The 22,220-nt window shown below is 60.5% G+C and carries 29 protein-coding genes; 17 read left to right on the forward strand and 12 right to left on the reverse strand.

The window, feature by feature from the left end; genetic code table 11:
* The first annotated feature begins 93 nt into the window (after window positions 1-93).
* The 10 genes from PT85_RS18010 (at window position 94) to PT85_RS07005 (ending at window position 7,126) form a co-directional block, all read left to right on the forward strand.
* A complete protein-coding gene (locus PT85_RS18010; protein WP_139181980.1) occupies window positions 94-516 on the forward strand; it encodes a hypothetical protein in 423 nt (140 codons plus the stop codon).
* Window positions 517-600: 84 nt separating this feature from the next.
* Window positions 601-1,065, forward strand: a complete 465-nt coding sequence (locus PT85_RS17720) for a hypothetical protein (protein WP_074467484.1) — start codon at window positions 601-603, stop codon at window positions 1,063-1,065.
* A gap of 80 nt (window positions 1,066-1,145) precedes the next feature.
* On the forward strand, window positions 1,146-2,177 hold the full coding sequence (locus PT85_RS18275) for a hypothetical protein (RefSeq protein ID WP_234702675.1): 1,032 nt from the start codon (window positions 1,146-1,148) through the stop codon (window positions 2,175-2,177).
* A gap of 74 nt (window positions 2,178-2,251) precedes the next feature.
* Window positions 2,252-2,620, forward strand: coding sequence for a hypothetical protein (locus PT85_RS17730; protein ID WP_197058165.1), 369 nt, complete (start codon window positions 2,252-2,254; stop codon window positions 2,618-2,620).
* Window positions 2,621-2,708: 88 nt separating this feature from the next.
* Entirely contained in the window at window positions 2,709-3,137 is a 429-nt protein-coding gene (locus PT85_RS18530; RefSeq protein ID WP_074467483.1) for an Imm50 family immunity protein, read from the forward strand.
* A 99-nt stretch (window positions 3,138-3,236) separates the two neighbouring features.
* The gene (locus PT85_RS17740; RefSeq protein ID WP_074467482.1) at window positions 3,237-3,566 is read left to right on the forward strand and encodes a DHCW motif cupin fold protein; all 330 of its coding nucleotides are present in this window, start codon (window positions 3,237-3,239) and stop codon (window positions 3,564-3,566) included.
* A gap of 83 nt (window positions 3,567-3,649) precedes the next feature.
* Window positions 3,650-3,982 (forward strand): hypothetical protein, encoded by a 333-nt coding sequence (locus PT85_RS06995; RefSeq protein WP_039606254.1) that lies wholly within the window; start codon window positions 3,650-3,652, stop codon window positions 3,980-3,982.
* 94 nt (window positions 3,983-4,076) lie between these two features.
* Window positions 4,077-4,505 (forward strand): VOC family protein, encoded by a 429-nt coding sequence (locus tag PT85_RS17745; RefSeq protein ID WP_074467481.1) that lies wholly within the window; start codon window positions 4,077-4,079, stop codon window positions 4,503-4,505.
* A gap of 645 nt (window positions 4,506-5,150) precedes the next feature.
* Complete coding sequence (locus PT85_RS07000; protein ID WP_039606255.1) at window positions 5,151-5,630, forward strand: YqhA family protein; 480 nt, start codon at window positions 5,151-5,153, stop codon at window positions 5,628-5,630.
* Window positions 5,631-6,268: 638 nt separating this feature from the next.
* A complete protein-coding gene (locus PT85_RS07005) occupies window positions 6,269-7,126 on the forward strand; it encodes an alpha/beta fold hydrolase (protein ID WP_039606256.1) in 858 nt (285 codons plus the stop codon).
* Between the two features lie 12 nt (window positions 7,127-7,138).
* Here PT85_RS07005 and map read toward each other — a convergent pair whose 3' ends face one another.
* Together map and PT85_RS07015 are read right to left on the reverse strand one after the other, a co-directional pair.
* Entirely contained in the window at window positions 7,139-7,951 is an 813-nt protein-coding gene (map, locus tag PT85_RS07010; RefSeq protein WP_039606257.1) for a type I methionyl aminopeptidase, read from the reverse strand.
* Window positions 7,951-8,205, reverse strand: coding sequence for a ParD-like family protein (locus PT85_RS07015; protein ID WP_039606258.1), 255 nt, complete (start codon window positions 8,203-8,205; stop codon window positions 7,951-7,953). Before PT85_RS07015 ends, map begins: the two co-directional genes overlap by 1 nt.
* 45 nt (window positions 8,206-8,250) lie before the next feature.
* On the opposite strand from PT85_RS07015, the gene queC reads away from it, so the two are divergent.
* From queC to queE, 3 genes are read left to right on the forward strand one after another with little or no spacing between them, the layout of a single operon-like run.
* Window positions 8,251-9,066, forward strand: a complete 816-nt coding sequence (gene queC, locus PT85_RS07020) for a 7-cyano-7-deazaguanine synthase QueC (RefSeq protein WP_267958198.1) — start codon at window positions 8,251-8,253, stop codon at window positions 9,064-9,066.
* On the forward strand, window positions 9,054-9,410 hold the full coding sequence (locus tag PT85_RS07025) for a 6-pyruvoyl trahydropterin synthase family protein (RefSeq protein WP_039606260.1): 357 nt from the start codon (window positions 9,054-9,056) through the stop codon (window positions 9,408-9,410). The genes queC and PT85_RS07025 overlap by 13 nt, the downstream gene beginning before the upstream one ends.
* Window positions 9,407-10,123, forward strand: coding sequence for a 7-carboxy-7-deazaguanine synthase QueE (gene queE / locus PT85_RS07030; RefSeq protein ID WP_039606261.1), 717 nt, complete (start codon window positions 9,407-9,409; stop codon window positions 10,121-10,123). Before PT85_RS07025 ends, queE begins: the two co-directional genes overlap by 4 nt.
* An 8-nt stretch (window positions 10,124-10,131) precedes the next feature.
* On the opposite strand, the gene PT85_RS07035 is transcribed toward queE, so the two are convergent.
* The 3 genes from PT85_RS07035 to PT85_RS07045 form a co-directional block, all read right to left on the reverse strand.
* Window positions 10,132-10,938, reverse strand: a complete 807-nt coding sequence (locus PT85_RS07035; RefSeq protein WP_039606262.1) for an alpha/beta fold hydrolase — start codon at window positions 10,936-10,938, stop codon at window positions 10,132-10,134.
* A 19-nt stretch (window positions 10,939-10,957) separates the two neighbouring features.
* Entirely contained in the window at window positions 10,958-11,578 is a 621-nt protein-coding gene (ycaC, locus tag PT85_RS07040) for an isochorismate family cysteine hydrolase YcaC (protein ID WP_039606263.1), read from the reverse strand.
* Between the two features lie 97 nt (window positions 11,579-11,675).
* On the reverse strand, window positions 11,676-12,080 hold the full coding sequence (locus PT85_RS07045) for a RidA family protein (RefSeq protein WP_039606264.1): 405 nt from the start codon (window positions 12,078-12,080) through the stop codon (window positions 11,676-11,678).
* A 124-nt stretch (window positions 12,081-12,204) separates the two neighbouring features.
* Here PT85_RS07045 and PT85_RS07050 point away from each other — a divergent pair, with 124 nt between their 5' ends.
* Together PT85_RS07050 and PT85_RS07055 are read left to right on the forward strand one after the other, a co-directional pair.
* The gene (locus PT85_RS07050; protein ID WP_039606265.1) at window positions 12,205-13,116 is read left to right on the forward strand and encodes a LysR family transcriptional regulator; all 912 of its coding nucleotides are present in this window, start codon (window positions 12,205-12,207) and stop codon (window positions 13,114-13,116) included.
* Window positions 13,117-13,228: 112 nt separating this feature from the next.
* A complete protein-coding gene (locus tag PT85_RS07055; RefSeq protein ID WP_027590478.1) occupies window positions 13,229-13,636 on the forward strand; it encodes a hypothetical protein in 408 nt (135 codons plus the stop codon).
* A gap of 342 nt (window positions 13,637-13,978) precedes the next feature.
* Here PT85_RS07055 and PT85_RS07065 read toward each other — a convergent pair whose 3' ends face one another.
* The gene (locus tag PT85_RS07065) at window positions 13,979-14,740 is read right to left on the reverse strand and encodes an NYN domain-containing protein (RefSeq protein WP_039606266.1); all 762 of its coding nucleotides are present in this window, start codon (window positions 14,738-14,740) and stop codon (window positions 13,979-13,981) included.
* A gap of 430 nt (window positions 14,741-15,170) precedes the next feature.
* Here PT85_RS07065 and PT85_RS07070 point away from each other — a divergent pair, with 430 nt between their 5' ends.
* On the forward strand, window positions 15,171-15,659 hold the full coding sequence (locus PT85_RS07070; RefSeq protein WP_027590475.1) for a DUF3015 domain-containing protein: 489 nt from the start codon (window positions 15,171-15,173) through the stop codon (window positions 15,657-15,659).
* 93 nt (window positions 15,660-15,752) lie between these two features.
* Window positions 15,753-17,609, forward strand: a complete 1,857-nt coding sequence (locus tag PT85_RS07075; protein ID WP_039606386.1) for an Lnb N-terminal periplasmic domain-containing protein — start codon at window positions 15,753-15,755, stop codon at window positions 17,607-17,609.
* A gap of 82 nt (window positions 17,610-17,691) precedes the next feature.
* On the opposite strand, the gene PT85_RS07080 is transcribed toward PT85_RS07075, so the two are convergent.
* The 6 genes from PT85_RS07080 to PT85_RS07105 all read right to left on the reverse strand — a co-directional run bounded on the left by PT85_RS07080 (window position 17,692) and on the right by PT85_RS07105 (window position 22,115).
* A complete protein-coding gene (locus PT85_RS07080) occupies window positions 17,692-18,741 on the reverse strand; it encodes a urate hydroxylase PuuD (protein ID WP_052237625.1) in 1,050 nt (349 codons plus the stop codon).
* 72 nt (window positions 18,742-18,813) lie between these two features.
* Window positions 18,814-19,662, reverse strand: a complete 849-nt coding sequence (locus tag PT85_RS07085) for an alpha/beta hydrolase (protein WP_037008908.1) — start codon at window positions 19,660-19,662, stop codon at window positions 18,814-18,816.
* Window positions 19,663-19,856: 194 nt separating this feature from the next.
* The gene (folE, locus tag PT85_RS07090; RefSeq protein WP_027590473.1) at window positions 19,857-20,402 is read right to left on the reverse strand and encodes a GTP cyclohydrolase I FolE; all 546 of its coding nucleotides are present in this window, start codon (window positions 20,400-20,402) and stop codon (window positions 19,857-19,859) included.
* A gap of 140 nt (window positions 20,403-20,542) precedes the next feature.
* On the reverse strand, window positions 20,543-21,103 hold the full coding sequence (locus tag PT85_RS07095) for a Smr/MutS family protein (protein WP_027590472.1): 561 nt from the start codon (window positions 21,101-21,103) through the stop codon (window positions 20,543-20,545).
* 34 nt (window positions 21,104-21,137) lie between these two features.
* A complete protein-coding gene (locus PT85_RS07100) occupies window positions 21,138-21,446 on the reverse strand; it encodes a hypothetical protein (protein ID WP_027590471.1) in 309 nt (102 codons plus the stop codon).
* A 75-nt stretch (window positions 21,447-21,521) separates the two neighbouring features.
* On the reverse strand, window positions 21,522-22,115 hold the full coding sequence (locus tag PT85_RS07105) for a cysteine hydrolase family protein (protein ID WP_027590470.1): 594 nt from the start codon (window positions 22,113-22,115) through the stop codon (window positions 21,522-21,524).
* Window positions 22,116-22,220: the final 105 nt, after the last annotated feature.

The following is a 22,220-nucleotide window of genomic DNA, read 5'->3' on the forward strand; positions in this document are numbered from 1 at the left end:
TTCGTTGAGGCTAGGGGCGGGTTCGGAGTTATACGGAATCCACTGTTATCCGTTAGCATTGATTCCATCTAATCACTGTTAGATTTTAAAAGCATGAACTACAAAAAATTCTACGCCGATCTGTTTTCAGGAATAGTCAACGAGTATGGAGAGCTGGACCCCGAAACGCTAACGGCAATTATTGGTTTTTCTGGCGGCGGGCCGGTGTCCCTGAACAAAATTTCCAGGAAAAATTTATTTGTCACATGCGAGCTAGCGCTTTACCCCGAGCAGAAGCGGAGTACCGAACAGTTACGTTACGAATTTATGGCTACTGATTTCTCTGACGTAGGCTGGTGTCAGTCAGTATTCACGGCACTTGGAAATCTTTCCTTCAATGCTGTCCTTGGTGATAAGCACACAATTGATATTACAGGGGTTTCAGAAAGCGGGCCGAGGCTTATAAGGCTGTCGCTGTTCTCGCGATGCTCAATAGATGGTGGCCAATATGGGATCTACAAGGTTTCACCTGCGTAAGCATCTAACTAAAGGTTCAATTCGTTCGCGTCGCTCACTGGGACGGGCTAAAGCCCGCCCTTTAACCAAGCGTTAGGTCGCAAGATGGAAATCACAGAGATCGGTCGCTGCAAGCTGAGCTTTGATGCAACTCAGTTCTCCATTGAATGCCCGCTAGGAACAGCTAAGTTCTCCGGCCTTGCAACATCCAGACTACCAAAGCTTTACGTAGCTAGTGTTGACGACAAACCCATTTATGTCGGCATCACCAAACAGTCTATTCGCAATCGTCTTCGCCTTGGCTGGACGGCTAAAGGAGACAGTGGCTACTACGGTTACGCTTGGCGACACAAGTTCACGGCGGCGCACCTCGATCTTTGGTGCCACACCAATCCGGCGGCTGAGAAAGACTGCTTAGACATCGAAACAGTAGAGGCTGAACTGGTCTACCTCATACGCAAATCCGGTCAGTGGCCTTTGTTCCAGACAGAAATTCATTTCCACCCTTCAAACGAAGTGCATCGCGCAATCGCAGCGCAAATTGGATCAAGGTACGGAATTGCGCCCTAACATGGCATTCAAGAACGTTCGCTTCGCTCACTGGGACCGGCGTACCGCCGGCCCCTTAATTTCGCGTTATGCAAGCTGAGATGAGTATGGATTCTACACCGCGATATTCAGGAAAGCCGACGCTCTACTTAGATCAAAACATACTCGACCTTTTCGTTAAAAATGGTGTGGGTAGTTTTGGGCGAGAGCTTATGAACAGGTTCCAGATTGTTTATTCTGACGAAACTCTCAAAGAGATAAGACGCTCTGCTGGCTATGAAAGCGACTTTCTTATTGTTTTAAAAAACCTTGATTCATATCATTTAAAAATCGTTGTTGAGCTACCTGGCTTCATTGTAACTGACAAAGCGACCATCACTAGTAGGGACGTATTTGAAGTATTCGAAGAATACTGTAGCAATGATGATGAATATGGAAGCATTGAAAACTCAATGCACCAGTGGCTGTTCAAGTTCTCTGGCGGAAGATCGGGTGATAGCATTTCTGATATTCATGAGGAACAGTTGGCTGCTTTCGAACAGCTTATGGGCGGTATGCTCGCAAACGCTGATGAACTTCCTGCTGAAATGAGGGTGCAGATTAAAGAGTGTTCCGAACTGATGATGGAGCAATATAAATCTACACTACATGAGCTTGAAAATACGATGTCAAAAGACATTCCTGATACGAAGGAGTGGAATGGAATAAAATCCTATAGAGAGTCAGTGGGTATAGGTCCAAAGGAATTAAATAACTTAGAGCCACCGAATGTGATCGAGAAAATATGGGATGCCTTCAAAGCTAAGCTTCCAAAAAACGACCACATCAACAGCTTAGAAGATTTTTTCCAGATCCGCATAAACCCTATCTACCCTGACAGACCTTACCATCTACACCAGAAGGTAACCGGTATGTATAACATGCTTAACACTCTTGGCTACTTTCCCGACTCCAAAGTACATAAGGAAAGACGATTTATTGCCGCTATGAGTGATAATAGTCACGCATCAATGGCCTCATTTTGTAATTTATTATTATCTAGAGATGAGAACTTTGTAAAAAAGGTGCGGGCAGTTTATGAGTATCTCGGAGTGCAAACAGAAGTAAAGCTGGTTACGGTAAGTAATGCATAACAAAGTGCTGCTATCGGAAAAAATTTCCGCTGCGCTACAAATTTGCCGCAGAGCGCGTTATAAGGCTATGTGACATGAGCGTTGCCATCTATTACAAAGTTGTGCGGGTCGCGCCTCTGACAGATGCCGAAAAGAAAGCCATCGACGGGTTGGTTGAAAAATACTCGGTAGATAACGACATTGAAAAATATCTAAAAACTGGAAAAGGGCTCAACTGGGAGTCATTCAGTTTTTCTGAGGCCAACGAAACAAAGGTAGTCCTCTCCGGCTCCACTACGCTCCCAAACAACACCGAAGACGCTACCTGGGTAGGTGTACAGCACTGGTGCAAGCTTCTAAGTGAAATTAGGCGGCTGATTCCAAACGCAATCTGGAACGTTCATGTTGAAAATCATGAAATTCAATGGGACTCAAAAGCGTTTGTCTATGACCCAAACAAATAATGGACTTATAACACGTCGCTCAAGCCGACTCGCTATGTCGGCGCTCCGCGCCGCCTTCGCTCACGGCTTAGCTCAGCGTTAGGCTCGCATGGAAACTACAAAGCTAATCCACGGATCGGAGAAAGTTGTCGAAACCCTAGGGTTCTGGCCAGGCTTCCATGACGCAGAGGTCATATCCTTTTCCGCATCACCTGCGCTGCCACTAGACGCAAACTCTCCAATTGCAAATTTGGTCGTGCGTGTCAGGCAGTACACTGAGGTTGGTGCAGGAACCGCCGACTATGAGCTCGCAATCACCAAAAGCATCTTGGTAAATTTTAATTTTGGTGGCATCAGCGACATATCCATATCAGAGTTCAATCACCAGAACGTCATAAATTCAATCAAGTTCACGCCTATCGAGAATGGAGAAATGGTAGTCCTAATTGAATCAATTTGGGGTTTCGGTGGCAAAATAAAATGCAGTTCGGTCTCAGTTGAGTCCGTCCAAGAGCTACCAGTTGTTGTGCGCGCCTAACAATGCGCTCAACTATCGCTAACTTCGTTCGCTGGACGTCCAAAAACTGCGCTTTTGGCCGCCCCTTAGCTTAATCGTTAAAACGTTATAGGCCTCGCCATGGAAATTAGAGGAATACCATTCGGGACCACCGACTGGTCGAAAATTGAAGCGACGGAGCATCATGGCGAGACGGGTGCCGCTTACTGGAGAACGTGCCAGTTTGGAGTTATCCGTGTTCGCATGGTTGAGTACACGCCAGGTTATCTGGCAGATCATTGGTGCTCAAAAGGTCATATCCTTTTATGCTTGGAAGGCGAACTCGATACAGAACTCCCTGATGGGCGCAGGTTTACCTTGGCTCCCGGAATGAGTTACCAAGTGGCTGACGGAGCAGAACCGCACCGCTCATCCACAAAGGTGGGTGCCAAGCTTTTTGTGGTTGACTGAAATTTCTAATAGGTGGTTCACGTTCGCTTGCACAATGGGGCGTCGCCGCCTCATAACCTGAACGTTAGGCCAAGGAGGCCCGCATGAAAGCATTCGCCGCAATCCTTTTGGCACTGTTCGCAGGCCTGCAGGCGCTAATTGCCCGGTATTGGTCTCATACAACAGCCGCCGAGCAACTCAAGAGTGTCTTCACCTCTATGTATGGAAGTGTGCCCGCTTGGTCCGAGCTAGCCTTCTCTATTGGCGCAGGCTGGCTCGCGGTACCAATCCTTATTGCTGCCTTTCTTGTGGCATCCATATTTTCAGCAGGCTTACGGTCTTATCTTGGAGCGGCCTCATTCGCGGCTTTTTTCATCACCATCCTTATGGTGTATGCCATGTACCCAGTACATCTAATTCTTGCCATCGAGGCCTAGGGGCCTAACAATTCATCTAGAAGGACGCCTGCTAAAGTTTCACCTGCGCGGCCGCCGCTTAGGTCCAGCGCTATGCATCAAGGAGACAGAAACATTGAAGCCTCGAATTTCCGTTATCACACTTGGCGTAGCTGACCTTGAGAAAGCTGTCCGGTTTTACCGGGATGGTCTTGGGCTTCCGGCCGAGGGAATTGTTGGAAAAGAGTTCGAGTATGGGGCTGTGGCATTTTTCGATCTAAGTGCCGGCCTAAAGCTAGCTCTTTGGCCGAGGCAGAGCCTTGCTCATGATTCTGGACTACAACTGAAGAGTCCGAGCTCGACAGAGTTTTCCATTGGCCATAACGTGATGTCTAAATCCGAGGTTGATGAAGTAATGGCACAGGCTGAAAGTGCCGGCGCCAGCATTGTAAAACCGGCAAATGATACTTTCTGGGGTGGTTACGCTGGCTATTTTCAGGATCTTGATGGCCATTTGTGGGAGGTTGTCTGGAATCCGCAGCTACTTCCGGAGCAAGATGCATAACAATCGGCTGTTTTCGCCCTTTTGGGGCTGGGTATAAGGTGGAAAAATGGATCTTAACCAGCAGCTAGACCTAAGATGCCCAAAATGCGAAACAAGAGTTTCGCAAAAGGTTCAACGCCGAATGAATAGTTTCTGGGGTGGTCTATCGGTGGCTGTGTGCGAAGAGTGTAAGGCTAATATCCAATGGCATCACTCCTTGCATCGTCGATTCAGAGTTGGTGGCTTTCTCTTCAGGTGCGGACTGTTTTTAGCATTGGCCTCGTTGGCGAATTTCATCACTCAGAACAAGGGGCTTGCATCATTACTGCTAATTGCAGGGGTGTTTCTCACTTTCTCTGGAATTCTCTGGACCTATACGAAGCATGAGGGCATTAAGGTTGAGGTTGTAGAGAAGACATAGCAATGCGCTCAGTTGTCAATGATTTCGCTCGTTAGCTTGATAGTTGTGTGCTTAAGGAGAAGCAAGTTGGACATTAGGAGCCTGCACTTTGTGGTTGCTGATAAGTCCGCAGCAAGTCTGTGGCTCCCGTGTTCGACTAATGCAGTAAATGGCATGATTTTAACGGGGTGATAGACGGTCGGTGAGATCGGTTAAGAGGAAGATCTGAGTCTACAATTGAAGTTTTGACGCGGCCCGGAGGAGTTATGATTGAGAAAGTTTTCAGGGGCAGTCGGTTTACCGTGTTGGTGGCGGTTCTTATCTGTGCGGTGTCGTCTTTGCTCTTGTACGGTGCCTCGGTTAATATAATTTTCAATACCGCGCTGGATTTTGTGCGTGATGTGCCTGCCTCTGCTGACGGCGGCAAAATTCTTGCGGTTCGCCTCCTGAAGCTGTTGGATCTTCTGCTGATCGCGATCACCTTTCAGATTATGGCGGTGAGCCTCTACCGTCTGTTTATCCGTCCAACGTCTATTGATGAAAAAGAAGCCAAGAACCCTCTGGATATTAATAGCTTTCATGATTTAAAGATAACGATAAGCCAGGTGGCTGTTCTGATTCTGGTGGTCCTGTTCCTTGAGCAGGCGGTACAGATTGGCGCTACGATCGCTACGCTATATTTTGGTGCTGCCATTGGTATCGTTATTTTGGCCTCGGTATTTGCGTGGAAGAATATAAAGCACTGATGCAGGGGGCAGCCTGCTTTGGGCGAGAACCAGCGTCACGGGCATCTGCCACTAGTACGGCACAGCACGTTTAATTACGAACGTTGACAGTCCTGTTGTAGTTGACAATCGCGACACGGCTTGCCGCTCCGCAGCCCATGTCGCGTGCCTTTTCGCGCTGCGTTGAGGCTGTAGAAACAGCTGCCGCCTCCCACACCGCCCATACCTCCCTCGTAAGCCGGCATAACCCACACCTGGGTCGGCCGAGGCACCGCATACGCCCATCACGAACACCACGTGACCGGTGGCGTCTGCAAGGTTCTGAAAATCGGCCCTTTTCCGCTGCCCGACGACCGTTGGGCGGATGGATGCGAATTCCTCGGGCCTGACTTGTTGCCGTCACACACCACTGCTTCACTGGGGGCGCTAACAAGACAGAGCGGTGCCCGCCTCGGGTCGAGGCGCGACACGCCACGCGCGGGATGACCCGCCACACATGCCCCCATCCATCAGCCTGCCGGCCAGTTCGTATTCGGTCGCCGGGGGGCCTTTTTTACTTATGCCTGCCGAATCGTGCGCAACCGGGAACCCGCGCGCGAGGGGTAAGGCATGCCGGATGAAACAGGAACTCGTCAGTTGCCATTAGGGAGGCACGCCAGATGAAAGCGGAAATCGCTGTGCTGGATATTCAAGGAACTCACCGGATCTACACGGAGCTGCATCGCAGCCGGACGCCCGCAGGGACCATCCTGCTGGTCAATGGCTCGCTGTCCACCCTGACATCCTTTGCCCAGACCCTCCGCTACCTGCAGCCGCATTTCAACGTCGTGCTGTTCGATCTGCCGTATGCCGGCCAGTCGCGGCGCCACAACAACCATCAGCGGCTGCTCAGCCGCGAGGATGAGGCGGACATCATCGTCGGGCTGATCGAGCACTTCCAAGCCGACCACCTGCTGTCGTTTTCCTGGGGCGGCATCGCCAGCCTCAAGGCGCTGGCGCGCCGCCCTCGGCACGTGCGCAAGGCGGCGATCTACTCGTTCTCGCCGGTGATCAACGGCGCCATGCTCGACTACCTGGAGCGCGGTTCCCAGGTGCTGGGCGCCTGCGACCGCGACGGCATCGCCGCGCTGGTCAACGGCACCATCGGCAAGCACCTGCCGTCGCTGTACCAGCGCTACAACCACCGGCACATCCGTTCGCTGGAACTCTACGAGTACGCACAGATGAAGTTCCACGTCGACACCGTGCTGCACCACGAAGGGCGCTCCTGCGTCAGCCAGGCCGATGCCATCGACATTCCCCTGCTGTTTCTCAACGGCGAATGGGACGAGTACACCACTCCCCAGGACGCCCGCCTGTTCGCCCAGCATGCGCGTCAGTGCGACTTCCACCGCGTCGCCAGGGCCGGGCATTTCATCGATGTCGAACACAAGCGCGCCTGCCTGGAGACCCGCGATGCGGTGCTGGATTTCCTGCTCGCGCCGGCCATCGCGCAGCGCCAGGCGGTGGCGGTCTGAGCGCGGCGTTCCTCAGGCTTCGACTGCCATATGCCGGGCCAGGGAAGGGGAGGCGTCGCCGGCGTCCGGCCACTGCGTAAGCACCTCGAAACCGCCGTCGGTGACCGCGACCATGTGCTCCCACTGCGCGGAGAGGGAGTTGTCGCGGGTGACCACCGTCCAGCCGTCGGCGAGGCTGCGCACCTGGCGCTTGCCGGCGTTCAGCATCGGCTCGATGGTGAAGATCATGCCCGGCTGCAGGCGCACGCCGCTGCCGGGGGTGCCGAAGTGCAGCACCTGCGGGTCATCGTGGTAGACGCGGCCGATGCCATGGCCGCAGTACTCGCGCACCAGACCGTAGCCGTCGCGCTCGGCAACGCGCTGGATGGCGTGGCCGACATCGCCCAGCGTGGCGCCCGGCCGCACCGCGCGAATGCCGGCCCACATGGCTTCGTGGGTGGCTTCCACCAGTTGGCGCGCCGCCGCGTCGGGCTCGCCGACGAAGAACATGCGGCTGGTGTCGCCGTACCAGCCATCGCGGATCACCGCCACGTCGATATTGACGATGTCGCCGTCGCGCAGCACCTGGGCGGACGGAATACCGTGGCAGACCACCTGGTTGACGGACGTGAGGATGGTCTTCGGGTAGCCGTGGTAGCCCAGGTTGGCGGGAATGCAGCGCTGCACGTTGATGATGTACTCGTGGCACAGCGCATCCAGCTCGACCGTGCTGACGCCGGCCTGCACGTGGGGTGCGATCATCGCCAGCACCTCGGCGGCCAGCCGGCCGGCTTCGCGGGCGCAGGCGATTTCCGCTGGCGAGTGCAGGGGAATGCGGCGGCTCATCAGTTTTCTCCCGCCGCGTGCGGCAGCGGTGGCTCCGCCGGCAGCGCGCACAAGCGCCCGATATCCAGCCCGCCCTGCTGCTCGGCGCGAATCAGCAAGCGGGACAGCTCGCGGTGATCCAGATCCGGATACAGTTCGGCGAGCATGCCCAGGCGCATCCAGTGCTCGGCCTGGGCGTTGATCGACCGGCTGAGGGCGACGCTGGCGGTGCGCAGGTTCTCGTGCATGCCGTCGGAGATTTTGACGATTCCCATGAAATGATCCGTATATGAAATGTATACGGCGCGTAGCTTAATCGTATGCATGGCAGCCGGCAATCTGCGCCAGCATGGACAAGCCGAGACCGGCCGTTACAATGGCCGCCGCGTTACCGGTCGCAGCCTACCCGGACAAAACAAGGACACCCTATGAACGCTCTGTTGATCTGCTCCGGCGGATTCGACTCCGTGACCCTGGCCTACCGGCTGGCGGCGGAGCAGTCCCTCGGCGCCTTGCTGACCTTCGACTACGGTCAGCGCCACCGCAAAGAAATCGACGCCGCCCGCCTGGCCGCCCAGCGGCTCGCCGTGCCCCATCTGGTGATGGATATCGGCCAGATCGGCCGCCAGCTCTCCGGCTCCGCCCTCACCGATGACATCGCCGTGCCACACGGCCACTACAGCGAAGAAACCATGAAGGTGACGGTGGTGCCCAACCGCAACGCCATCATGCTCACCATCGCCTTCGGCGTGGCCGCCTCGCGCGGGCTGGATACCGTGGCCCTGGCCGTACACGGTGGCGACCACTTCATCTACCCGGACTGCCGCCCCGACTTCATCCGCCTGTTCGGCGAGATGCAGGCCCGGGCATTGGACGGCGTCGCCGAGGTGGCGCTGCTGGCGCCCTACGTGAACACCGACAAGACCGAGATCGCCCGCGACGCGGCGCGCTTCGGCGTGCCGGTGGCCGACACCTGGTCGTGCTACGAAGGCGGCGACCTGCATTGCGGCCGCTGCGGCACCTGCGTGGAGCGCATCGAAGCCATGGTGCTGGCCGGCACGCCCGACCCCACACCCTACAAGGACTCGCAGTACTGGCGGGACGCGGTGGCGAGGGTCAACGCATGTACACCATAAAGAAAGAGTTCCACTTCTCCGCCTCGCACCAGCTCAAGCAGATGCCCGACGGCCACCCCTGCGCGCGCCTGCACGGCCACAACTACGTGGTGGTGCTGGAGCTCAAGGGCGAGCAACTGAACCCCTACGGCTTCGTGCGCGACTACCTGGAGCTGCAGGCGTTCAAGGACTACATCGACGACACCCTCGACCACCGCCACCTCAATGAGGTGCTGGGCGACGAATGCACCACCGCCGAACGCCTGGCCCGCCATCTGTATGACTGGGCCCGCGCCCGCTGGCCCGAGGTAAGCGCCGTGGCGGTGTCGGAAACGCCCAAGACCTGGGCGGAGTACCGGCCATGATCGCCATCAGCGAGATCTTCGGCCCGACCATCCAGGGCGAGGGCGCGCTGATCGGCATGCCCACGGTATTCGTGCGCACCGGCGGCTGCGACTTCCGCTGCAGCTGGTGCGACACCCGCTACGCGGTGGACCCGGCATTCCGCGCCGATTGGCAGCCCATGGACGCCGAGGCGATCCTGGCCGAGATCAACCGGCTGAGCGGCGGCGAGCCGATTCTGGTCACGCTGTCCGGCGGCAACCCGGCGCTGCAGCCGCTCGAACCCCTGTTGCTGCTCGGCCAGCTGCAGGGCCATCGCTTCGCCATGGAAACCCAGGGCAGCAAGGCGCAGCCCTGGTTCGACGCACTCGACTATCTGACCCTCAGCCCCAAGCCGCCGTCCTCGGGCATGCCGTTTCGCCAGGATCGCTTCGACGCCTGCCTGGCCGCCGCCGGGGCCGAGACCCAGGTCAGTCTCAAGCTGGTGATCGTCGACGAGGCGGACTACCAGTGGGCCCGGGCCCTGGCCGCCAATTACCCGCAGTTGCAGCTGTTCCTGCAGCCCTGCAACCCGACACCGGCCACGCCGGAGCAGCCGGCGCGCGAGGCCGACACCCAGGCCCTCAACGCGCAGCTGCGCTGGCTGGTCGAGCGCATCGCCGCCGACCGCTGGTACCGGCCCCGGGTGCTGCCGCAACTGCACGTGCTGATCTGGAACAACGAGCGGGGCGTGTAGCGCCGTCGTTAATGGCGCGGGAGGCTCGCCAGAAACCGTTCGATCTCATCGTTCACCGGCTCCGGATCGGTGACCGGCCCCATATGCCCGAGTCCGGCGAAGTCGACCCGGCGCACGTCGGGCAGGGCGCCGGCCAGCAGACGGGCCACGGCCAGTGACGAGGCGGGCGAGCGCTCGCCGGTCATGTACAGCACCGGCATGTCCAGGCGGCGGAAGGCATCCAGCGGGGTGGGGTCCCGGGTCAGCGCATGGGCCCAGTGCGGGATATTGACGATGCTGGCCAGGATGGCCGGCCTGCGCTCCTTCGGGATCTGTTGCCACGCGCCGGGTTCCATCCAGTAATCGATGAAGCACTCGGCGGCGGCGTTCGGGTCGTTGGCCTCCAGCGCGCGAATGGCGGTGGTGACGGTGCTGCGGATGCCATCGGCGGCGTTGGGTGGCGGCGACTCGGCGTCGAGCAGGGAAAACAGCGTCGGTTCGTACAGCGCCAGGGCGCGCACCTTCTCGGGGTGACGCAGCGCGGCGAGCAGGGCGATGGCGCCACCGTAGGAATGGCCCACCAGCACCAGCGGCGGCCGGGCGCGCAGCAGCAGCGGCTCGATCAGGTCGACCTCGTCGGCCAGGGTCAGCAGCCGGCCGCCACCCCAGTGCGGCGTCTTGCCGGCGCCGTAGCTGTCCGGCGCGAATACCCGGTAATCCCCAGACAGCCGCTCCATGAGGCTGCGCCACTGGCTTGAGCTGCTCGCATTGGCGTGGAAGCAAAGCACTCCGCAGCCGTCGCCGGCGGTGCGGAAGAAGGGTTCGACAGGCGTCATGCGCGCCTCCGCAGGCCCGCTATTTCGCGTGTTGCGCGTAGCTGACCATCAGGTTGCGATAGTCGGGAATGTGGCTGGCAAACAGGCTGCCGAGGCCCTCGACGTCGTTGCGCCAATCGCGATGCAGCTCGCAGGCCACGCCGAACCAGCTCATCAGCTGCACCCCCGCGGCACTCATGCGCGCCCAGGCCGAGTCCCGGGTCAGGGCGTTGAAGGTGCCGGAGGCATCGGTGACCACGAACACCTCGAAACCCTCCTCGATGGCCGACAGGGCCGGGAAGGCCACGCAGACTTCGGTGACCACGCCGGCGATGATCAGTTGCTGCCGGCCGGTGGCCTTCACCGCAGCGACGAATTCCTCGTTGTCCCAGGCATTGATCTGCCCGGGCCGGGCGATATAGGGGGCATCGGGAAAACGTTCCTTCAGCTCGGTCAGCAGCGGCCCGTTGGGGCCGTTCTCGAAGCTGGTGGTCAGCAGGGTCGGCAACTCGAAGTAGCGGGCCAGATCGGCCAGGGCCAGCACGTTGTTGACGAACAGGTCCGGCTCGATGTCGCGCACCAGGGAAAGCAGGCCGGTCTGGTGATCGACCAGCAGCACGGCGGCGCTCTGCTTGTCGAGCCGCCGGTAGGGAATGGCCATGGTCTTGCCTCCTTGCCTCGGTCGGAGTCCGGGCATAACCGTCTGAGTGCGCGGCTCGAGGTCGGGTTCCGGCGGGGACAGTCGCCGGTCCACGGGGTTAGGGCTGGTCCGGCTCCGGCAACATGGCTACCACCTTGATCTCGAAGGCGAAGCCCGACAGCCAGGTTACCCCGACGCCGGTCAGGGTCGGGTAGGGCGCTTCGCCCCAGTAATCCGGCAGCACCTTCATGAGCGTGTCGAGGCGGGATTCGGGGTCGACCACGAACAGGGTCACGTCCACCACATCCGCAAAGGTGCAGCCGGCCGCTGCCAGCACCGCGTTCAGGTTGTCGAAGGCCAGCCGTGCCTGGGCCTCCAGGTCCGGCTCGGGGGAGCCGTCTTCGCGACTGCCGACCTGCCCGGATACGAACAGGAAGCCGTTGGAACGAATGGCCGGGGAATAGCGGTTGCGCTCGTACAACGCCTGCCGCCCGCTGGGAAACACCACATCACGCTGTGCCATAAGGCCTCCTGAAAGGGTCGTTGACCCGAAAAAATGACCCGCCCACTTTAGAGTCGCCAGATGAGGCGATAAACGCGCAAAATCCGCCCTCACTGTTTTGCATTTCCAAACAATCGGAGCGCGCATGGATCGGTTCGAGGCGATGCGGGCGTTCGCCTGTGTGGTGGAGGTGGGCAGCTTCACCAAGGCGGCCGAGCACTTGCACCTGAGCAAAAGCAGCGTCACCCAACTGGTGCAGCAGCTGGAAACCCGCCTACGAGTGAAGCTGCTCAACCGCACCACGCGCCGGGTCGGCCTGACGCCCGACGGCGCCGTCTACTACGAGCGCGTAGTGCGCCTGCTGGCCGATCTGGAAGAAGTAGAAGCCAGCCTGGCCGGTGCGGCAGCGCAACCGCGCGGGCGACTGCGGGTGGATGTGCCCAGCCCGTTGGCGCGCCTGGTGCTGATTCCCGCCCTGGCGGATTTTCATGCGCGCTACCCGGACATCCAGCTGGACATGGGGGTCAGCGACCGGGTGGTGGACCTGATTGGCGAGCATGTGGACTGCGTGATCCGTGGCGGCGAGCTGGCCGACCAGTCGCTGGTGGCGCGCCACATCGGCAGCCTGCGTCTGCGGGCCTATGCTGCGCCCAGCTACGTGCAGCGTGCCGGCGTTCCCCGGCATCCGCAGGAACTGGAGGACAGTCACCACCGCATCGTCGGTTTTCTCTGGGCGCGTACCGGCAAGGTCCAGCCCTACGCCTTGCAATGTGGCGACCAGCGCCTATATGTGCGCGGCCGTCATATGCTGGCCGTCGACGACGGCAATGCGTACCTGGCCGCCGGCCTCGCCGGGTTGGGCGTGCTCTGGCTGCCCGACTACATGGGCGCGCCGCACCTCGAACGGGGCGAACTGGTGCCGTTGTTCGAGGAGTGGCACGTCGAGCCCATGCCGCTGTATGTGGCTTTCCCGCCGAACCGGCATGTGAGTGCGAGGTTGCGAGTGTTCATGGATTGGGTGGCCGAGGTGGTGGGGCGCTGGGCGCCGGTTGCCTAGGCTTTGCACGGAAAGTGCTTGGGCTCAGTGCTTGGGCTCGGCGAAATCCGGCCTGTTTGACGCGGCGGGGCGCGGTCGGCTTCACTGCCCGCAGAAACGGAGGGTCGTCCCCATGTTTGTCTGGCTACTAGTTGTCACCCTGGCCGTTTCGGCCGCGGTCTGCTTCCTCGTCGCACGCATTTTCGACAAGCCGATCGGCAATATCCTCGCCCGGCTGGTTTCCGGAGAGCTGGGGTCGGCGTGGCACCGCTACATCACCTTCGCCATTTATGTGGTGGGTATTTCCGGTGGGGTGCGCATCTGGGCGCTGGAACAATATGTGACGCCTCGCGCCAAGGACGAGGAAATCATCGAATTGAACACGGCGCGCTGGGTGCTGGAGGTGTACCGAACCATCATCGAAACCCTGCAGGGCATCGCCTGGATGCTGCTGGTGTTCTTCATCTTTGCGCTGATCGCCTACGTTATTCTGCGTGGCTTCGAGCTACGGCATGCCAGGAAGGAGCAGGAAAAGCAGTAGGCTGGCCTCTTCGATCGGAATCTGTGTGTCTGGAGCGGCTTATCACGCTCTTCAGGCAGGAGCCTGGTTGAGAAAGTAGGTCCCAAGGCCATGCAGTACCGGAAGGATCATTAGTCCGAAAAAGGCCATTACCCGATACGTTCGGGTGCTTCGGTACCTTTCAAGAAGGCCGACGAGGGCGATGAAAAGGCAGTAAGCGGCCAGCAGGCCAAACAGATCGCTGTCGGCAATGGCTGCCAGGTAGCTGGAAAAACTCATCGGTGTCGGCCCACGGGTAGGGTTCTGGTATTGAAAGGGCTATCGGGCGCCTGGCTCTAAACGCCAGGCGCCGTGCTGTTGACCTCAGCACATGGTGAGTTCGGGAACGGCCTGCGCTGTCTGCTTGCGGATGGGTCGGATGAACATGGCTGTTCCATCAAACCGCATGTCGATTTCAAAAAGCTCCGATACCCGGATCAGATCGCCCAGCTTCTGATATCCATAGTTCACCGCCGAAAAAGAGCTGTTGTTTCGTATGTAATCGCCGACGTTGCTCAGGTTCGACCAGCCATCGTCGTCGGCGGTCTGATCGGCCGCGGTCCGGAGCAGGCGAACCAGGCTGGTGTCACCGCGGAGTTCGTTGCGGGTCTTTTTCTTGGGGCGCTCGGCAATGGCCTTTTCATCATCGGGGGAACCCATCAGGTTCTCTACGTAAATAAACGACGTGCAGGCTTGAACGAAGGGCGAGGGTGTTTTTTTCTCGCCAAATCCGTAAACAGGGAGGCCACTTTCCCGTAGTCGATGTGCTAACGGTGTAAAGTCGCTGTCGCTGGTCATGAGGGCAAAGGCATCGATGTTCTTGCTGTACAGCAGATCCATTGCGTCGATTATCATCGCTGCGTCGGTGGCGTTCTTTCCTTTCGTATAGGCGAATTGCTGCATGGGTCGGATGGCAAAGGGGTGAAGACGTTCGACCCAGCCGGTTAAATGTTCGCTTTTCCAATCCCCGTGGGCATGGCGGACATTAACCATGCCGTATTTGGCCAGCTCTTCCAGAACCCCCTCGACGGCGTTGTGGCTGACATTGTCGCAATCGATCAGGAGGGCGATACGCGTCTGCTGCACGGCAACTCCCTTGTCAAAGGCTTAGGCCAGAACGGTGCCATTGATTCAGGGCCTGGGCAAGGGTCGATGCACAGCTCCAGAGCGGGTGCGCAGGGTGGCGGGCGGTTGAGCTGCTCGTACGGTGGTCCGTGCTTCAGTATCGGCATTGCCGGCAGCACGCAGAACAGATAGCTACCGGCGTTTGATGGTCAAACCGTAAGCGTTCGTACCAAATTCGTTCCTGATATCACGTCGAAGTGATCCAGTTCACACTTTTAGTCCCGGTACTCATGACGGTTATTTGATCCGCGTCAGACCCCGCTGGAGGTTTCCGAGTACAAATTGCAATCAGCACTTATGTGCCTTGACAGCTCTAGGGTGATTGCCGAAAGCTGTAACCCCTGTCGGGTTAGCCGACACTTAATGATCGTCTTGAAGAAGAGAAATAACTATGAAACGGATTCTGCTCGGTACTCTGATTGCTGCCGCCTCGCTGAACGCATTCGCTGAAGCGCCGGGTGGCCCGAACTGCGGTTGGGGCAACATGCTGTTCGAAGGTCAGAAGGGCCTGCCGTCGCACCTGGTGGCTTCCATCACCAACGGCACTTCCGGCAACGCCACCTTCGGCATGACCTCCGGCACCAACGGCTGCTCCACCAACGGCACCCTGACCTACGGTGGCAAGTCGATGCTGGTGCTGGGCAGCATCATGAACGAGCTGTCCGAAGACATGGCCAAGGGTGAAGGCGAAGCGCTGACCACCTTCGCAGTCGTGCTGGGCGTGCAGCCGGAAGACCGTGCGCACTTCTCCGCTGTGACCCACAGCCATTTCAACGAAATCTTCAGCTCGGCTGACGTCACCGCCGAGCAGGTCCATGCTGCTACCCTGGCAGTGCTGAAGAAAGACGCACGTCTGGCTCAGTACGCCGACAAGGCCTAACAAGGCTGCGGGCGTTCTACGGGACGCCCGACTCTTTTCGGTATGCCCGCCACGGCGGGCATATTCATGTGCTCCTCCCGCTATTGGCTTTTCATGCTTCGACGCTTGCTTCCCCTTTTGCTGAGCGGCGCTTGTAGCTTGTCGCAGGCTGCCCCGCACATCACACCCGACCGTTTGCAGATCCTGGCCAATGAACCGTTCTGGTTGTCCCTGGGGCACTACGAGCGCGGCACGCTGGGCGGCTGGCGCAGCTATGTCGACGATGATGAATATTTCCTTGCCGAGCATGGGGAGAAGGACCCGCTCGCCGAGCTGAGAGCGACTATCCCGGCCTTGTACCGCGACCCCGCGCTCGGTGACCGCCATCCGCAATGTCTCTATCCGGCCCGCACGCGCTGGCTGCGCGACCAGCTGTCACTGAACGATCTGCCGAAGGTGAATTGTGCGGAGTTCGACACCTGGTACAACGACATCGCGCCGCACAGCACCGTGCTGGTGTTCCCGGCGGCCTACCTGAACAGCCCTTCGTCGATGTTCGGCCATACCTTGCTGCGCATCGACCCCGTGGATATCGACCGCGAGGGCAGCCCACTGCTGAGTTCTGCAATCAACTTCGGCGCCTATATCGAGGGCATGGACAACAGCATCCTGTATGCCTGGAAGGGGCTGATGGGCGGGTATCCCGGATTGTTCTCGCTGATGCCTTACCGCGAGAAAATCAGTGAATACAGCCGCCTGGAGAACCGCGACCTGTGGGAGTACCGCCTGAGTCTTACCGCGGAGGAAACCGGGCGCATGCTGGAGCATGTGTGGGAGCTGCGGCAGATCCAGTTCGATTACTTCTTCTTCGACGAAAACTGCTCCTACCGGTTGCTCGAGCTGCTGGAAATCGCCCGGCCGGGGCTTGAGCTGACCGATCAATTTCCCCTGACCGCAATCCCTGCCGATACCGTGCGGGCGGTGAAGGACGCCGGGCTGATCGAGCGCATCGATTACCGACCTTCCCGTGAGCATGAGCTGCTGGCGCGTGTCGCGCCGTTGGATAGCCACGAGCAGGGCTGGGTACAACGTCTGGCCGAAGATGACACCGTGCTGCAGGATGGCGAATATCTGGCCCTGCCGGCCGAACGCCGCGCGCTGATTCAGGACGGTGCCTACCGCCTGCTGCGCTACCAGAAGAGCGGCGCCGAGCGTGATGCTGCCACCGCTGACCGCAGTTATCGCCTGTTACAGGCGATCAACCGCAACCCGCCGCCGCGCCTGGACGTCCAGCGGCCGCTGTTGCCCGAAGACGGCCATCGGTCGCGCGCCTTGCTGTTGGGTGTCGGCAATCGCGGTGATCGCGCCTTCGCCGAATACGGCCTGCGCATGGCGTATCACGACCTGCTCGACAACCTTGACGGTTTTCCGCTCGGGGCGCAGATCGAGCTGGGAGAGTTGAGGGTGCGCCAGTACGAAGGCAATCACTGGCAGGTTCAGCAATTTGATCTCATCAGTATCCGTTCGCTCACGCCGCGTACCCGCCTGCTCAAGCCCTGGTCCTGGCAAGTTGCAACCGGCGCCGAGCGGGTGCTCGGGATAGATGGAAAAGAACGCCTGGCAGGCTATTTCAACGGAGGGGGCGGTTTCTCCTGGAGCCTTGGCGAAGGACTGCTCGGATTCGCCATGGGAACCGTACGCCTTGAACACAATCGTGACTTCGCCGCCGCGCTCAGTCCGGCAGCCGGTTTCGATGCCGGTCTGCTCTGGCGCAATGCAGCTGGCAATCTGCTGCTCGAGGCCCAGGGCGACTATTTCCATAACGGTGAAGTGCGCCGGCGCCTCAGCCTCAGCCAGCAACTGGAGTTGAGTGAGAATCTCGGCATCCGAATGAGTGCGCAACGCGAATTCAGCCAATGGTCCTCGCCGGAAACGGAAGTGCAGCTGCAACTGCGCTGGTATTTCTACTAGGCAGACGCTGCGCTCGGGTCAGCAACCGCGGGACAAACGCGACTGGCGCAGGCCGCTTCGTGTCAGCCAGAGCGTTGTCCGCCTACTCGATCCTCCCGCCTTTTTCGATCCACAACCCCAGCAGATCCCGCTCGGCCTGGCTCATCTGGGTGAGGTTGGCCAGCGGCATGTTCTGGCTGGCCACGGCCTGTTCATGGATGGCGCGCTTCCAAGTGAGGATCTGCTCTGGCGTGTCGAAGGTCGGCACCAGCGGCGTGGCCTGGAAGACCGGGTTGCTGGGTGTGCGGGAATGACACTCCAGGCAGCGGTCCTGGATGATGCGTTGCACCAGGGCGAATTCCCGGTGGGTGTCCAGTGGCTCGGGCGTCGGGATGGCGTGCTTGAAGGCCGCCGCGAACGACGGTGCTGCCGGTCTGGCGCGGGCTTCGCGTTGCAGGCCGTCCGGCATGGCTACATACAGCGCCAGCACGCCGAGGGCGCTGGACAGCGCCCATTTCGGCGTCAGCGCCTGCTCCAGTCCGTACCAGATCAGCACCAGCAGGCCGCCGATCAGCAGCAGCAACTGCCAGGCGTAGGGATTGGCCATCAAGTCCGGCGCGTGGGCGCAGAGCAGGGTGAACAGCAGGGGCAGGGTCAGGTAGCGATTGTGCCGCCTGCGCAGGTTGGCGCGCGCGGCGCAGGGCTGGGTTGCCCGGCTCGCGCCGTGCAGGTTGCTGGCCATCAGGGTCACCAGCAGCGCGCCGCTGTGCAGGTAGGCGCCGCTGCCGCCGAACAGCTGGTGGTAGCCCCACACGGCGTAGCCGAGCAGTCCGTAGAGCACGAACGCCAGCAACAGCGGGCGGCGCTGCAGGGCATCGCATAAAGCGCGGTAACCGAACCAGGCGGCGGCCAGCGTACCGACCGTGACCAACACTGCTGCTTCGGGGCGCAGTACCGTGTCGCCGAGGGATACCGGCGCCGGCAGCAGGCACCAGGCCGCAACCGCCAGCAGTGCGGCCTGATGGCGCATCGTCAGGCGTGGGGCGGCGCAGGGATCAAGGGGGAAGGTGCGCGCCAGCACGTATAGCGAAGCCAGCCAGAGCGCGGCGGCCAGTAAGGCCAGCCAGCCGAGGGTGAGGGCCAGGGCATCCATGCGATGGGTCTCCGTGTAACGGCAGCTTCTCCGTCTGCCGTTCTTTCAGAGACAGGCCATCGCCCGACTGGTTCAGGGCGTTGGCACCTGCTGTTCCAGCCACTTCACCAGTTGCTCGCGCCAGTGCCTGGTGTAGAGCATTTCGCCGTGGCGGCGCTGCGGATCCAGCCACAGCCAGACTGGCGGGGCGGCGGTGTGGTAGAGGCGCTCGCCGTGGCTGCAGGGCACGGTAAGGTCGGCGCAGCCGTGCAGGATCAGCAGCGGCATGGGCGGGCGCTGATGCAGGTAGCGGTCGGGGCTGAAGTCGTCGCGGATGGTCCAGGCCAGCGGGTAGCGCAGCGGGGAGGTCAGCCAGACATCGCCGAGCTTTTCCCGGGCGATCAGCCGATAGCCGGAGAACGCGCTGTCCAGCACCAGGGCCTGCACGTCGCCGGGCTGGCTGTGGGCGACCACGGTGGCTGCGGTGGCGCCGCCCAGGCTCTGGCCGTAGACCACCAGCGGCAGCTGCTCCTGTCGTGCCCGGGCCACTGCCCAGGCAAGACCGGCGCGGGCATCCTGGTTGACGCCGTGGATATCCGGAGTGCCTTCGGAAAGGCCAAAGCCCCGGTAATCAATGAGAAACAGGTCCCAGCCATGGCGGTTCAACCAGCTCATTGCCACGTAATGGGTGCTGATGTTCTCGGCGTTGCCGTGCAGGAAGTAGATCAGCCCGCGACGGGGCTGGCTCCGGGCCGGCAGGTACCAGCCGTGCAGGCGGGTGCCGTCGGCGGATTGGAAATGCACGTCCTCGTAGGGCACACCGGCCTGCGCGGGGGTGCCGCGCAGGCCGGGCTCGGGAAAGTAGAACAGGTGGCCACAGCCGGCGCAGAGGGCCAGCAACAGGCCGAGCAGGGCGTGGCGGATCAGAAGTGAGGCAGCCATGTCAGTCCGTTTCGCTGCGTGTGTCGTCGCGTTTTTCCCGGTGCGTGTTCAGGTGCAGCGGCTGAATTGGCGCGCGGAGCACGTCGGCTCCGGCACCCATTAGCGTAAATCACAGGCCCAAGGGCTCTAGCAAGCGCTCCTTGGGAAGCTGCGAGTGCTGTCGCGAAGCAACTTCCGCGACGTTTGCGGCGACCTCAGCGGATCAGGCTGAGAAATTCGCTGCGCGTGGCGGCATTGCTGCGGAACTGGCCGAGCATCACCGAGGTGACCATGGAGGAGTTCTGCTTCTCAACGCCGCGCATCATCATGCACATGTGCTGGGCCTCGATGACCACCGCTACGCCAGCGGCGTCGGTGACCTGCTCGATGGCCTCGGCGATCTGCCGGGTAAGGTTCTCCTGGATCTGCAGGCGGCGGGCGTACATGTCGACGATGCGCGCGACCTTGGACAGGCCCAGCACCTTGCCGTTGGGCATGTAGGCCACGTGGGCCTTGCCGATGAAGGGCAGGATGTGGTGTTCGCACAGCGAGTACAGCTCGATGTTTTTCACCAGCACCATTTCGCTGTTGTCGGAGCTGAACAGCGCACCGTTGGTGACGTCTTCCAGCGTCTGCTCGTAACCGCGGCAGAGGAACTGCATGGCCTTGGCGGCGCGCTTGGGCGTATCGCGAAGGCCTTCGCGGGCGACATCCTCGCCGAGTTGTTCGAGGATCGAGCTGTAGTGTTGTTCCAGTGACATTGGTTTACCTGTCGGGCATGGAAATGAGCACGAGGCGCGCAGGGTAGGGACGCAAGCGTCCGGCTGCAAGCCTCACGATACCCGCGCGTGGCGTGGGTCGTCGTTTCTGCATGAGGAATTATCGCTTGCCGTGCGGCGCTTCATTCGTCCCGGCCGTCCAGCATGGTGCGCTTGAGCAGCACGTAGAGGGCGCCGGTGCCGCCGTGGCGCGGCAGGCAGGAGGTGAAGCCGAGCACCTGCGGATGCTGGCGCAGCCAGGTGTTGACGTGGCTCTTGATCAGCGGGCGCTTGCCGTCCAGGCGCGCGGCCTTGCCATGGGTGACGCGCACGCAGCGCACTTCCAGCTTCGCGGCCTCGGCGAGGAACTCCCAGAGCGTCTCGCGGGCCTTTTCCACGGTCATGCCGTGCAGGTCGAGGCTGCCCTCGAAGGCGATCTGGCCGGCCTTGAGCTTGCGCATCTGGCCATCCTGCACCCCGTCGCGGGCCCAGTGCAGTTCGTCCTCGGCACCCACGTCGATGACGAACTGGTCGGACAGGCCATCGACACGGAGCGTGTCACTGCGCTGGGTGGCGTTCTGTCGACGGTTGGCCAGTTGCTGGCGATCGGCGCGTGGCTTGCCGGTGTCGGCGCGATCGTCCTGGATGCGGCGAACGCCACGCACGGCCTGGCTGAAGAGGGAAAAATCGTCGTCTTGGTTCATGCGACCTCCTGAGGGCCGCTAGTTTACTCCCGATTCAGTCGCGCTTTTTCATCAGGTGCGGCGACAGGCCGAGATCCTCGCGGATGCGCAACCGCTGGCGGCAGTGGCGCCAGATGAAGATACCCAGGATCAGCAGGGCGATGCCCAGCAGGAGCAGCGTCCAGGCATTGGCGGGGCTGTCGTTCAGTTCGCCGAGAGCAGGCGGGCGGCCCAGCAGGGTGGCGGTGCCGGCCATGACCAGCAGAACGCCCAGGGTGGCGCCGAGCGCGCCGGCCAGGCCGCCCAGGCGCCAACTCCAGCGGCGTGGCGCCGGGCGGGTCGAGAAATTGTCGGAGAACTTCATGCCGTTGCACCTCACGAGCCAGCCGGTGTGAGACCTGGGCCGGCTGCGCGGGTTCGCTGGCGGGCGACGGGAGGCTCAGAGCACGTCGCGGGCGTGGGGTACCACCACCGCAAAGTTGTCGGCCAGGGCGGCCATTTCCATGCGGTGCAGGTCGGCGGCAGCCAGGGTGCCTTCGCCCAGCGGGATGTCGCGGGTGGCGATGGCCGCATCCACCAGGGTGCAGCGGTAGCCGTAGTCCTTGGCGGCACGCACGGTGCTGCTGATGCTCGAATGGGTCATGAAGCCGCAGACGATCAAGTCCAGATGTCCGTGAGCCATCAACCGGTCATTCAGGTCGGTGCCGGCGAAAGCGTTCGGCAGGCGCTTCTCCACCACGGTTTCGCCCGGTTGCGGCGCCAGTTCCGGCAGGAAGTGACCCCGCTTGCCTTGCGGGTCGAGCAGGCCGCCGGGAATGCCCAGGTGGCGCACGTAGATGATGGGGCGGCCCTGGCTGCGCGCGGCGGCGATCAGCTCGGCGATCTGCGCCATGGCGGGCTCCAGGCCCGGCAGGGCCAGCGTGCCCATGCGGTATTCCTGCTGCGGGTCGATGATCAGCAGGGTGGCATTGCCCAGCGTGGCCGGCGCATAGGCGCGACCGTACAGTTGGAGCATGGAAAGCGGCTGGGTCATGGGTATCTCCTGAAACGCGAGGACGGCATTGTGGCCTCAGTGGTAACACTTGTGAATCGGCTTGCGACGTTTTTCCAGCATCAAAATGATGGCACTTGGTCCCAT

Origin of the sequence: Pseudomonas flexibilis (genome assembly GCF_000806415.1) — a bacterium.
Taxonomy (GTDB): domain Bacteria; phylum Pseudomonadota; class Gammaproteobacteria; order Pseudomonadales; family Pseudomonadaceae; genus Serpens; species Serpens flexibilis.